The 12,620-nt window shown below is 65.4% G+C and carries 11 protein-coding genes; 9 read left to right on the plus strand and 2 right to left on the minus strand.

Annotated features, from left to right (window positions below; genetic code table 11):
• Positions 1-32: 32 nt before the first annotated feature.
• Together B4L76_RS18245 and B4L76_RS18250 are read left to right on the plus strand one after the other, a co-directional pair.
• The gene (locus B4L76_RS18245) at positions 33-2,069 is read left to right on the plus strand and encodes an NADPH-dependent 2,4-dienoyl-CoA reductase (protein WP_296234416.1); all 2,037 of its coding nucleotides are present in this window, start codon (positions 33-35) and stop codon (positions 2,067-2,069) included.
• A gap of 66 nt (positions 2,070-2,135) precedes the next feature.
• Complete coding sequence (locus tag B4L76_RS18250) at positions 2,136-3,026, plus strand: 1-aminocyclopropane-1-carboxylate deaminase/D-cysteine desulfhydrase (RefSeq protein ID WP_296234419.1); 891 nt, start codon at positions 2,136-2,138, stop codon at positions 3,024-3,026.
• Here B4L76_RS18250 and B4L76_RS18255 read toward each other — a convergent pair.
• The gene (locus B4L76_RS18255; protein WP_296234421.1) at positions 3,017-3,562 is read right to left on the minus strand and encodes a cytochrome b; all 546 of its coding nucleotides are present in this window, start codon (positions 3,560-3,562) and stop codon (positions 3,017-3,019) included. The two genes, B4L76_RS18250 and B4L76_RS18255, sit on opposite strands and share 10 nt — an antisense overlap.
• 226 nt (positions 3,563-3,788) lie before the next feature.
• Positions 3,789-4,766 (minus strand): DUF1853 family protein, encoded by a 978-nt coding sequence (locus B4L76_RS18260; RefSeq protein ID WP_296234422.1) that lies wholly within the window; start codon positions 4,764-4,766, stop codon positions 3,789-3,791.
• A gap of 43 nt (positions 4,767-4,809) precedes the next feature.
• Here B4L76_RS18260 and B4L76_RS18265 point away from each other — a divergent pair, with 43 nt between their 5' ends.
• The 7 genes from B4L76_RS18265 (at position 4,810) to B4L76_RS18295 (ending at position 12,617) form a co-directional block, all read left to right on the plus strand.
• A complete protein-coding gene (locus tag B4L76_RS18265; RefSeq protein ID WP_011532967.1) occupies positions 4,810-5,700 on the plus strand; it encodes an NAD(+) kinase in 891 nt (296 codons plus the stop codon).
• Positions 5,700-6,671, plus strand: coding sequence for a metallophosphoesterase (locus tag B4L76_RS18270; RefSeq protein WP_296234425.1), 972 nt, complete (start codon positions 5,700-5,702; stop codon positions 6,669-6,671). Before B4L76_RS18265 ends, B4L76_RS18270 begins: the two co-directional genes overlap by 1 nt.
• On the plus strand, positions 6,668-7,555 hold the full coding sequence (locus B4L76_RS18275; RefSeq protein WP_296234427.1) for a rhomboid family intramembrane serine protease: 888 nt from the start codon (positions 6,668-6,670) through the stop codon (positions 7,553-7,555). The genes B4L76_RS18270 and B4L76_RS18275 overlap by 4 nt, the downstream gene beginning before the upstream one ends.
• 13 nt (positions 7,556-7,568) lie before the next feature.
• On the plus strand, positions 7,569-7,829 hold the full coding sequence (locus B4L76_RS18280; RefSeq protein WP_003247224.1) for a YeaC family protein: 261 nt from the start codon (positions 7,569-7,571) through the stop codon (positions 7,827-7,829).
• Entirely contained in the window at positions 7,826-8,656 is an 831-nt protein-coding gene (locus B4L76_RS18285) for a DUF2797 domain-containing protein (RefSeq protein ID WP_296234434.1), read from the plus strand. The genes B4L76_RS18280 and B4L76_RS18285 overlap by 4 nt, the downstream gene beginning before the upstream one ends.
• A 12-nt stretch (positions 8,657-8,668) precedes the next feature.
• Positions 8,669-11,326, plus strand: coding sequence for an aminopeptidase N (pepN, locus tag B4L76_RS18290; protein WP_296234436.1), 2,658 nt, complete (start codon positions 8,669-8,671; stop codon positions 11,324-11,326).
• Between the two features lie 271 nt (positions 11,327-11,597).
• Positions 11,598-12,617 carry a WD40/YVTN/BNR-like repeat-containing protein gene (locus B4L76_RS18295; RefSeq protein WP_296234438.1) on the plus strand — a complete coding sequence of 340 codons (1,020 nt, stop codon included), beginning with the start codon at positions 11,598-11,600 and terminating at the stop codon, positions 12,615-12,617.
• The last annotated feature ends 3 nt before the right edge of the window (positions 12,618-12,620 follow it).

A 12,620-nucleotide genomic window follows, 5' to 3' on the forward strand; every position in this document is an offset into this window, starting at 1 on the left:
ATCCCGTGATCACGCCACCTGGGGACCCTTCCATGGCCGCCGACCGCTACCCGCACCTGCTTGCCCCGCTGGACCTGGGCTTCACCACCTTGCGCAACCGTACCCTGATGGGCTCGATGCACACCGGCCTGGAAGAGCGCCCTGGCGGCTTCGAGCGCATGGCCGCGTATTTTGCCGAGCGCGCCAGGGGCGGCGTCGGCCTGATGGTCACGGGTGGGATCGCGCCCAACGATGAAGGCGGGGTGTATTCCGGCGCGGCCAAGCTCAGCACCGAGGAGGAGGCCGACAAGCACCGCATCGTCACCGAGGCGGTACACGCCGCCGGCGGCAAGATCTGCCTGCAGATCCTGCATGCCGGGCGCTATGCCTACAGCCCGCGGCAGGTGGCACCCAGCGCGATCCAGGCGCCGATCAACCCGTTCAAGCCCAGGGAGCTGGACGAAGCAGGGATCGAGAAGCAGATCGCCGATTTCGTCAACTGCGCCGTACTGGCCCAGCGGGCCGGCTACGATGGCGTCGAGATCATGGGTTCGGAAGGCTATTTCATCAACCAGTTCCTCGCCGCCCACACCAACCAGCGCACCGACCGCTGGGGCGGCAGCTATGAAAACCGCATGCGCCTGGCCGTGGAAATCGTCAGCCGGGTGCGTGTTGCGGTGGGGCCGAACTTCATCATCATCTTCCGCCTGTCGATGCTCGACCTGGTCGAGGGCGGCAGCACCTGGGACGAGATCGAGCAGTTGGCCAAGGCCATCGAGCAGGCCGGTGCGACCCTGATCAACACCGGTATCGGCTGGCACGAGGCGCGCATCCCGACCATCGCCACCAAGGTGCCGCGCGCGGCGTTCAGCAAGGTCACCGCCAAGCTGCGTGGCGCGGTCGGCATTCCGCTGATCACCACCAACCGCATCAACACCCCGGAAGTGGCCGAGGCGGTGCTGGCCGAGGGTGATGCCGACATGGTCTCGATGGCCCGACCGTTCCTGGCCGACCCGGACTTCGTCAACAAGGCCGCCGCCGGGCGCAGCGACGAAATCAATACCTGCATCGGCTGCAACCAGGCCTGCCTGGACCATACCTTCGGTGGCAAGCTGACCAGCTGCCTGGTCAACCCGCGCGCGTGCCATGAGACCGAGCTCAACTACCTGCCGGTGCGCACGGTGAAGCGTATTGCCGTGGTTGGCGCTGGCCCGGCCGGCCTGGCCGCTGCGACGGTGGCAGCCGAGCGTGGCCACGCGGTGACCCTGTTCGACGCCGCCAGCGAGATCGGCGGGCAGTTCAATGTGGCCAAGCGGGTGCCGGGCAAGGAAGAATTCCATGAAACCCTGCGTTATTTCCGCAACAAGGTAGAAAGCACAGGCGTGGCCCTGCGCCTGAACACCCGGGTCGATGTGCAGGACCTGGTCGCCGGGGGCTACGACGAGATCATCCTGGCTACCGGCATTGCCCCGCGCACACCGGCCATCCCGGGTGTCGAGCATGTCAAGGTGCTCAGCTACCTGGATGTGCTGCTTGAACGCAAGCCAGTCGGCAAGACTGTCGCGGTGATTGGCGCGGGGGGTATCGGCTTCGACGTTTCCGAATACCTGGTGCATCAAGGTGTGGCCAGCAGCCAGGACCGTGAAACGTTCTGGAAGGAATGGGGCATCGATACCCAGCTGGAAGCACGCGGTGGCGTCGCCGGGGTCAAGGCCGAGCCCCATGCGCCGGCGCGGCAGGTTTACCTGTTGCAGCGCAAGAAATCCAAGGTGGGCGACGGCCTGGGCAAGACCACTGGCTGGATTCACCGCACCGGGCTGAAGAACAAGCAGGTGCAGATGCTCAACAGCGTCGAGTACCTGTGCATCGACGATGCCGGCCTGCACATTCGCGTGGCCGACGGCGAGCCGCAGGTGCTGGCGGTGGACAATGTGGTGATCTGTGCCGGGCAGGAGCCGTTGCGAGAGCTGCAGGACGGGCTGGTGGCGGCGGGGCAGTCGGTGCATCTGATTGGCGGTGCGGACGTGGCGGCGGAGCTGGATGCCAAGCGGGCGATCAATCAAGGTTCGAGGTTGGCGGCTGAGCTCTGAGATTGCCGGGGCCGTGACGCGAAAAGGGCGCACAGCGCCCCCGGAGTTCACTGGTAAACTCGCGGCATGTGCCTCGACCTAGCCCAACCCCCCCTGCACCCGCTGCATCTGCCCTGGCTGGAAAGCGCCAGGGTCGAAGCCGCCATCCTGCGCCTGGACCTGATCGACCCGCTGATCAGCGGCAACAAGTGGTTCAAGCTGCGCCATCACCTGCAGCACGCCATGGCCAGCAACGCCGCCGGGCTGATCAGCCTCGGCGGTAACCATTCCAACCACCTGCACGCCCTGGCCGCCGCCGGCAAACGCTTCGGCTTCGCCACCGCCGGCCTGCTGCGCGGGCACGCCCAGGACACGCCGACCGTACGTGACCTGCAGGCGCTGGGCATGCAGCTGCACTGGCTGGGCTACGGCGGTTACCGTGCGCGTAACCAACCCGGTTTCTGGCAACCCTGGCAGGCGCGCTATCCGGGTTGGCAGTGTATTCCCGAAGGCGGTGGCGGGCTGGCGGGGGCGCAAGGCTGTGCCCTGATCCTCGATCAGGCCCGCGCACAACTCGCCGCACTCGGCTGGGCCGACTATGACGCCTGGTGGCTGGCCGCTGGAAGCGGGACGACCATGGCCGGCCTGGTGTTGGCCGAGGAGGGTAGGCATGTGGTGCATGGCGCATTGGCCGTGCCGCGGGGTCATGGGGTCGAACAAGCGCTGGCCGAGCTGGCGGGGACGCAGGGCTATCAGCTCCATGACGCCTGCCGTGGCGGCTTCGGCAAGATCGACGATGAACTGCTGGCGTTCATCGCCGACTGCGAACGGCGCACCGGCGTGCCACTCGAAGCCCTCTATACCGGCAAGGCCCTGCTGGCCCTGCAGCAACAGGTCGAAGCCGGGCTGTTCGCGCCCGGCACTCGCCTGATCGTGGTGCACACCGGCGGCCTGCAGGGCCGGCGCGGTTACTTGTAAGGCAGCATGCGCAATAGCGTGTTGTCGCGCTTGACGTAGTGGTGGTACAGGCCGGCCACGGCATGCATGCCGATCAGCCAGTAGCCCCAGCTGCCAATGCGTTCATGCCAGCCCTTGATGAACTTGGCCTGGTCCGGGTCCGGGCCGATCAGGTGTGGCAGCTCCAGGCCGAAGAACGGCACCGGTTTGTCGGCGGCACTGAGGATCAGCCAGCCGGCCAGCGGCAGGCCGATCATCAGCAAATACAACGCCAGGTGCACCAGGTGCGCCAGCCCGGTCTGCCAGGCCGGCGGCTTTGGTGTGATCGGGGGCGTCGGGTGGCCCAGGCGGATGGCCAGGCGCAGCCAGACCAGCACGAACACGCAGAGCCCAAGCATGAAGTGCAGGTCTTTCATCAGGTTGCGTTCGACACTGTCCTTGGGGAACAGGCCGCGGAATTCGATAAGTGCATAGACTGCGGCCAGCAGCACCAGCATCAGCCAGTGCAGGGCGATGGACAGGCGCGCGTAATGCGGCGCGGGGGTGGTTGAAACCATGAACGGTCCTCGTCATCAGGTGCGGGAAGGCGCTCTTGGCGGCGCTCAGGTACAACTGTACGGGTTATCGGGTGGCGAATCTTTGCGCTGGGTCTGTGAAAATTGTGTTGTCTGCACCGGCCTCTTCGCGGGTAAACCCGCTCCCACAGGGTATTGCACAGCATTCGGGACTTGTGCAGTACCTGTGGGAGCGGGTTTACCCGCGAAGGGGCCAGCACAGACAACATCAGACATCGGGCAGATGTGGCCAATTATCAACCACTAGGAACACCCGTTCAGCCTCCTGCCAGGCGCCATCAGCTTCTTGCGCCAACCTCACCAGCAATTGCGCCGGTGCCTGCCGCTCCAGCAGGTGCAACCATGCGGCGAACTGCTCCACCTCCCAGCAACCGTCCGCTGCGACCCGCGCCGGTGCCAGCCAGGCATGCCGCGGCAGCGGCTGCCAACGTTCACCTTCAGCCATTACCCAGTCCCGCCGCCGCACCCAGCGCCCCTGCAGGTGCTGCGGGTTGGCGCCCTGCGGTGGCTCGGCCTGGCCTGGCCACGGGTAGAACAGATACCCTCCCAGCCACACATGCGCCTGCACCTGGCCGACCCCCAGTTGCGCCAGCACTTCGCGACTGTGCGCATGGTTCGACATGGGCAACTGGTGCCTCGCCAGGTGCGCCAGCTTGGTACCCAGCCGGTCATGACAACCCGGCCCCAGCCAGGTGGCAGGGTCCTGCCCAGCGTGCTCCGGCCCCAGGTACAGCTTGATGGCCAGTTCCAGGTGGTGCACGCCATCGCGGTCGCGCAGCAGCACATCCAGCTCGCCCAGGGTGCGCCCGCCGTCGCGAATCGCCAGGTTCGCCGCCAGCACTTCGATGCCTGGTGCCTGGCCCAGGGCGAACTGCCACAGGCGTTCGTAGTAATGGCCCAGACGCCGGCTGCCCAGCTGTGCCAGCCAGTCGCGCAATGGCCGGTCATCGTCGTCCAACGCCCGCAACCAGCGGCCCAGGCGTTGCGGCTGGTCCGCCCACAGGCTGCCTGCCAGCGGGTGGCGCTGGGAGCAGGGCGGGGCATCGAGCAGCGGCGGCGACAACAGCGCCCAGGCCAGGTCGCGCACGGCGGGGCGGCGTAACTGTCGGGGCAGGTCGTGGAGCAGGGCGAATGGCATCATCCTGCGAGCATAGCCGGTTTGCCGCTGCCCGGTGGTTTCGCCCATAATCGGGGCATTGTCACCCGCCGCAGAGCCTCGCAGGAGCCCCATGGAGCAATTTCGCAATATCGGTATCATCGGCCGCCTTGGTAGCTCGCAGGTGCTCGACACCATTCGCCGACTGAAAAAATTCCTCCTCGAGCGCCACCTGCACGTGATCCTCGAGGACACCATTGCCGAAGTGTTGCCCGGCCACGGCCTGCAAACCTCCACCCGCAAGCTGCTCGGCGAGGTCTGTGACCTGGTCATCGTGGTCGGTGGCGATGGCAGCCTGCTGGGCGCCGCCCGCGCCCTGGCCCGGCACAACATCCCGGTACTCGGCATCAACCGCGGCAACCTGGGCTTCCTCACCGACATCCGTCCGGACGAACTGGAAGAAAAGGTCGCCGAAGTGCTCGACGGCCACTACCTGGTGGAAAACCGCTTCCTGCTGCAGGCCGAGGTGCGCCGGCACAACGAAGCCATTGGCCAGGGCGATGCCCTGAACGACGTGGTGCTGCACCCGGGCAAGTCCACGCGCATGATCGAGTTCGAAATCTACATCGATGGCCAGTTCGTCTGCAGTCAGAAGGCCGACGGCCTGATCGTCGCCACGCCCACCGGCTCCACCGCCTACGCGCTGTCGGCTGGCGGCCCGATCATGCACCCCAAGCTCGACGCCATCGTCATCGTGCCGATGTATCCGCACACCCTGTCGGGCCGGCCGATCGTGGTCGATGGCAACAGCGAACTGAAGATCGTGGTGTCCAAGGACCTGCAGATCTACCCGCAGGTGTCCTGTGACGGCCAGAACCACTTCACCTGCGCGCCCGGCGACACCATCACGGTGAGCAAGAAACCGCAGAAACTGCGCCTGATCCACCCGCTGGACCACAACTACTACGAGGTCTGCCGTACCAAGCTGGGCTGGGGCAGCCGCCTGGGAGGCAGGGACGACTGATGCTCGATCCGGCGCGAAGTTTCGACATCATCGGCGATGTGCATGGCTGTGCGCTGACCCTCGAACGCCTGCTCGACGCCCTCGGTTACAAACGCCAGGGCGGCGTCTGGCGTCATCCGTGGCGCCAGGCGCTGTTCCTGGGTGACATCGTCGACCGCGGGCCACGCATTCGCGAGGCGCTGCATATCGTCCATGACATGGTCGAGGCGGGCCAGGCGTTCTGCATCATGGGCAACCATGAATACAACGCCCTGGGCTGGGTAACCCCGGCGTTGCCTGGCAGCGGCAAGGCCTATGTGCGCGAGCACACGCCACGGCATGCCCGGCTGATCGACGAGACCCTGGCCCAGTTCGCCCAGCACCCGGCGGACTGGCACGACTTCGTCAACTGGTTCTACGAGCTGCCGCTGTTCGTCGACGCCGGGCGTTTCCGCCTGGTGCACGCCTGCTGGGACCCACGCCTGATCGAGCCGCTGCGCCAGCAATACCCCGACGGCTGCATCGACGAGCACTTCATCCAGGCTTCGGCGGTGAACGGCAGCTTTGCTGCCAACGTGTGCAACCGGCTGTTGCGCGGTACCGACATGCGCCTGCCGGACGGGCTGACCCTGACCGGCGGCGACGGCCTGACTCGGGCATTCTTCCGCACCAAGTTCTGGGAGGAAGACCCGCAAACCTACGGCGATATCGTGTTCCAGCCCGACGCCCTGCCGGCGGAAGTGGCCAACACCCCACTTAGCCACAGCCAGAAGAACGCCTTGCTGCGCTATGCCGAAGACGAGCCCATGCTGTTCGTCGGGCATTACTGGCGCAGTGGCCGCCCGGCGCCGATTCGTGCCAACCTGGCCTGCCTGGACTACAGCGCGGTGCTCTACGGCAAGCTGGCCGCCTACCGTCTGGATGATGAAACCCGCATCGACCCGCACAAGTTCGTCTGGGTCGACGTTGACCGCCCACAGGCCAGCCAATGAACATTATCGAAGTGATGCGCCTGCCGCTGTCGGTCGACCTCAGCGGCTTCGTCCACCTGCTGCAGCGCCTGCAGGTGCCGCACCGGGTCAGCGAGGAGGGCGAGGTCCAGGTGCTGTGGGCCCCCGAAACCCTGGCCGCAGACGTCCGCGAACTCTACCAGCGCTACCCCGACGGCAACGCCGACCTCGAACTTGCACAGGACCCTGTGGGAGCGGGTCTACCCGCGAATAGCCCCACACAACCCTCCCTGGCAGAACAGGCCAAAGCCTGCAAAGTCACCACGCTCACCCTGCTGCTGTGCTTCATCGTCGCCGGCCTCACCGGGTTGGGCGACAACTTCACCACCATCAGCTGGTTCACCTTCCTCGACTTCCGCGTGCAGGGCGACTACCTGTACTTCAACCCGCTGGCGCAAGGCCTGGCAGAAGGCCAGTGGTGGCGCCTGGTCTCGCCGATGCTGCTGCACTTCGGCGTGCTGCACCTGGCCATGAACAGCCTGTGGTACTGGGAGCTGGGCAAACGCATCGAGCTGCGTCAGGGCCCTTGGGCGCTGCTGGGCCTGACCGTGCTGTTCAGTCTGGTGTCCAACCTGGCCCAGCACTACACCAGCGGGCCGAGCCTGTTCGGCGGCCTGTCCGGGGTGCTGTACGGCCTGCTTGGGCACATCTGGTTGTACCAGTGGCTGGCGCCCAACCGTTACTTCAACCTGCCCAAGGGCGTGCTGGCCATGATGCTGATCTGGCTGGTGGTATGCCTGACCGGCGTGGTCGGCACCCTGGGCCTGGGCCAGATTGCCAATGCCGCGCATGTCGGCGGGCTGCTCATCGGATGCCTGTCCGGGCTCTTGGGTGGGGCGCTGGCCAGGCGTAAACTGTCGGCTTGAATCAGGAGACACTATGTCCACTTTCGCGCAAATGATCGAAAACATCACACCCGAGATCTACCAGAGCCTGAAGCTGGCGGTGGAGATCGGCAAATGGTCCGATGGCCGCAAGCTCACCGCCGAGCAGAAGGAGCTGTCGCTGCAGGCCGTAATCGCCTGGGAGATGAAAAACCTGCCCGAGGACCAGCGCACCGGTTACATGGGCCCGCAGGAATGCGCATCCAAGTCCGCACCGATTGCCAACATTCTGTTCAAGTCGGACTCGGTACATTGATTGAACTCGCACGTGGCTCGTTGAGCAAGATGGCGGTAAGCCTGCAGGCGCCGGTGGTGCAATACAGCTTCCGCCTGGGTGACACCCAGGTGCCGGTCAACCCGCTGATCGGCCAGCGCCTGCGCCTTGAATACCTCGGCGCCATTCACTGCAGCCATTGTGGCAAGCGCACCAAGACCAGCTTCAGCCAGGGTTACTGCTACCCGTGCATGACCAAACTGGCCCAGTGCGACGTATGCATCATGGCCCCGGAAAAGTGCCACTACGACGCCGGCACCTGCCGCGAACCGTCGTGGGGCGAACAGTTCTGCATGACCGACCATGTGGTCTACCTGGCCAACTCATCGGGGATCAAGGTCGGCATCACCCGCGCTACCCAGCTGCCGACCCGCTGGCTCGACCAGGGCGCCAGCCAGGCCCTGCCGATCCTGCGCGTGGCCACCCGCCAGCAGTCCGGCCTGGTCGAGGACCTGCTGCGCAGCCAGGTCCCCGACCGTACCAACTGGCGCACCTTGCTCAAGGGCGATGCCGAAGAACTTGACCTGGTCGCGATTCGCGAACAGGTGTTCGCCGCCTGCGCCGATGGCCTGGGTGAACTGCAGGGGCGCTTCGGCCTGCAGGCGATCCAGCCACTGACCGACGCCGAAATGGTGCAGATCAGGTACCCGGTCGAGGCCTACCCGAAAAAGATCGTCAGCTTCAACCTCGACAAGGACCCGGTGGCCGAAGGCACGCTGCTGGGCATCAAGGGCCAGTACCTGATCTTCGACACCGGTGTGATCAACATTCGCAAGTACACGGCCTACCAGTTGGCCGTACTTCAGTAAAAGGACCTGCACATGCGTACCGAACAACCGCAAGTGATCTACCTCAAGGATTACCAGGCGCCCGAGTACCTGATCGACGAGACGCACCTGACCTTCGAGCTGTTCGAGGACCACACCCTGGTCCACGCGCAACTGGTCATGCGCCGCAACCCGACACGCGGTGCCGGCCTGCCGCCACTGGAACTCGACGGCCAGCAGCTGGAACTGCTGCGCGTTTCGCTGGATGACCAGGAGCTCGGGCCGGATGCCTACCGGCTCGATGCCGACAGCCTGACCGTGCAGCCCAAGGCCGAGCGCTTCACCCTCGACACCAGCGTGAAGATCCACCCAGAAAGCAATACCGCACTGGAAGGCCTGTACAAGTCGGGCAAGATGTTCTGCACCCAGTGCGAGGCCGAGGGTTTCCGCAAGATCACCTACTACCTCGACCGCCCGGACGTGATGAGCACCTTCACCACCACGGTGATCGCCGAGCAGCACCGCTACCCGGTATTGCTGTCGAACGGCAACCCGATCGGCAGCGGGCCGGCCGAAGACGGCCGCCACTGGGCGACCTGGGAAGACCCGTTCATGAAACCGGCCTACCTGTTCGCCCTGGTGGCCGGTGACCTGTGGTGCGTCGAGGACAGCTTCACCCGCCAGTCCGGCCGCGACGTGACCCTGCGCATCTATGTCGAGCCGGAGAACATCGACAAGTGCGACCACGCCATGGTCAGCCTGAAGAAGTCGATGCGCTGGGACGAGGAAGTCTATGGCCGCGAATATGACCTGGACATCTTCATGATCGTCGCGGTCAACGACTTCAACATGGGCGCCATGGAAAACAAGGGCCTGAACATCTTCAACTCCAGCTGCGTGCTGGCCCGTGCCGAAACCGCCACCGATGCTGCCCACCAGCGCGTCGAAGGGGTGGTAGCCCATGAGTACTTCCATAACTGGTCGGGCAACCGCGTCACCTGCCGTGACTGGTTCCAGCTGTCGCTCAAGGAAGGCTTCACGGTATTCCGCGATGCCGAGTTCAGCGCCGACATGAACTCGCGCACGGTCAAGCGTATCGAGGACGTCGCCTACCTGCGTACCCACCAGTTCGCCGAAGACGCCGGGCCCATGGCCCACCCGGTGCGCCCGGACAGCTTCATCGAAATCTCCAATTTCTACACCCTGACCGTCTACGAGAAGGGCGCCGAAGTGGTGCGCATGGTGCGTACCTTGCTGGGCGCCGAGGGCTTCCGCAAGGGCAGCGACCTGTACTTCGAGCGTCACGATGGGCAGGCGGTGACCACCGACGACTTCATCAAGGCCATGGAGGACGCCAATGGCGTCGATTTCACCCAGTTCAAGCGCTGGTACAACCAGGCCGGCACGCCGCGCCTGGAAGTCGGCGAGGCTTATGATGCCGCCGCGCAGACCTACAGCCTGACCTTCCGCCAGAGCTGCCCGCCGACCCCGGACAAGGCCGAGAAGCTGCCGTTCGTGATCCCGGTGGAACTGGGCCTGCTGGACGCCGCCGGCAACGACTTGCCGTTGCAACTGGTAGGTGAAGCTGCCGCTCAAGGCACCAGCCGCGTGCTGTCGGTGACCGAAGCCGAGCAGACCTTCACCTTCCAGGGCATCCAGGCCAAGCCGCTGCCGTCGCTGCTGCGCGGCTTCAGCGCGCCGGTCAAGCTGAGCTTCCCCTACGACCGCGACCAGCTGATGTTCCTGATGCAGCACGACAGCGATGGCTTCAACCGCTGGGAAGCCGGGCAGCAGTTGTCGGTGCAGGTGCTGCAGGAGCTGATCGGTCAGCATCAGCGTGGCGAAGCGCTGCAGCTTGACCAGCGCCTGATCACTGCGCTGGGTACCGTGCTCGGCAACCAGGCACTGGACCCGGCCATGGTCGCCGAGATGCTCTCGCTGCCAGGTGAGGCCTACCTGACCGAGATCAGCCAGGTGGCTGACGTTGAGGCTATCCACGCTGCCCGCGAGTTTGCCCGCCGACAGATCGCCGAGCAGCTGTTCGATGCCCTGTGGGCGCGCTACCAGGCCAACCGCGAGGTGTCACGCAACACCGCCTACGTTGCCTCGGCCGAGCATTTTGCCCGCCGCAGCCTGCAGAACATCGCCCTGTCGTACCTGATGCTCAGCGCCCAGCCGCAGGTGCTGGAGGCGACCCTGGAGCAGTTCGAGCACTGCGACAACATGACCGAGCGCCTGACTGCGCTGGCGGTGTTGGTCAACTCGCCGTTCGAGACAGAACGGGCCAAGGCCCTGGAGGCCTTTGCCGAGCACTTCAAGGACAACCCGCTGGTCATGGACCAGTGGTTCAGCGTGCAGGCGGCCAGCACCCTGCCGGGCGGGCTGGCGCGGGTCAAGGCGCTGATGCAGCACCCGGCCTTCACCCTGAAGAACCCGAACAAGGTGCGTGCCCTGATCGGCGCCTTCGCCGGGCAGAACCTGGTCAACTTCCATGCCGCGGATGGCTCGGGGTATCGTTTCCTGGCCGACTTGGTGATCGAGCTGAATGCGCTGAACCCGCAGATTGCCTCGCGTCAACTGGCGCCGCTGACCCGCTGGCGCAAGTATGACGCTGCGCGCCAGGTGCTGATGAAGGGCGAGCTGGAGCGGATTCTGGCGTCCGGTGAGCTGTCCAGCGATGTGTATGAAGTGGTGAGCAAAAGCCTGGCTTGAAGGCCAAAGGGCTGCTTTGCAGCCCATCGCGGCATACAGGGATCCGCGTCAATCCGGCGTTTGCGGTCCCTGTAGGAGCGGCCTTGTGCCGCGATGGGCCGCACAGCGGCCCCCGGCTACACGCCGATAACAAAACATAACACCCCGCCCGTTGTCTTCCCGCGAACATCCCCGCTACGATCCCGCCAAGTTATTGCAGGCCTCTAGCTCAGGCTTTTCGCAGTACCTGCAATGCATTGACCCACCAACAAGAACACAACAGGGGGCAGTCATGGGGCAGCAGAACAGGCGTGGTGCCTGGCCATTGGCAACCAGTGCGATGCTGGCACTGGCGCTGGGGGTTTGGGCCGAGGCGGCCCATGCCGCAGCGGCCGAGGAATATTCCACCGAATCGGCCAGGGCCAGCCAGAGCCTGTTGATCGACGCCGCCCAGGCCGGCAAGCGCCTGGTAGTGGTAGGCGATCGCGGTCATATCCTGTTCTCCGATGACCAGGGCCGCACCTGGACCCAGGCCCGCGTGCCCACACGACAACTGCTGACAGCGGTGTTCTTCCTCGACGACAAGCGCGGCTGGGCCGTCGGCCATGATGCGCAGGTGCTCGTCAGCAACGACGGCGGCGCCACCTGGAGCAAGCAGTTCGAAGACCTCGCGCGGGAAGCACCCTTGCTCGATGTCGCCTTCCTCGACGCCGCGCACGGCTTCGCCGTAGGTGCCTACGGCGCCTTGCTGGAAACCACCGACGGTGGCCAGCACTGGCAGGACGTCGCCGAGCGCCTGGACAACCCCGACCAGTTGCACCTGAACGGCATCGCCGAGGTCCGTGATGCCGGGCTGTTCATTGTCGGCGAGCAGGGCAGCATGTTCCGCTCGGTCGACAACGGCCAGACCTGGAGCAAGGTCCAGGGCCCCTACGAGGGCTCGCTGTTCGGCGTGATCGGCACGGCCCAGCCTCGCACCCTGCTGGCCTACGGCCTGCGCGGCAACCTGTTCCGCTCCACCGATTTCGGTGACAGCTGGCAACCGATCGAACTCAAGGCCGCGCGTGGCAGCCTCGAATTCGGCCTGGCAGGCGCTACGCTTGTCGAAGATGGCAGCCTGGTCCTGGTCGGCAACGGCGGCAGCGTGCTGCGCAGCACTGACGATGGCCAGAGCTTCAGCGTCTACAACCGCGCCGACCGCATTGCCCTGGCCGGCGTCAGTGGCCTGGCCAATGGCGGCCTGCTGCTGGTCGGGCAGGGCGGGGTGCACCTGGCCACTGCCCAGGGTGCCGACCCGCAGGTGCAGCCATGACCA

Source organism: Pseudomonas sp. UBA4617, assembly GCF_002386445.1.
In the GTDB taxonomy this organism is placed as follows: domain Bacteria; phylum Pseudomonadota; class Gammaproteobacteria; order Pseudomonadales; family Pseudomonadaceae; genus Aquipseudomonas.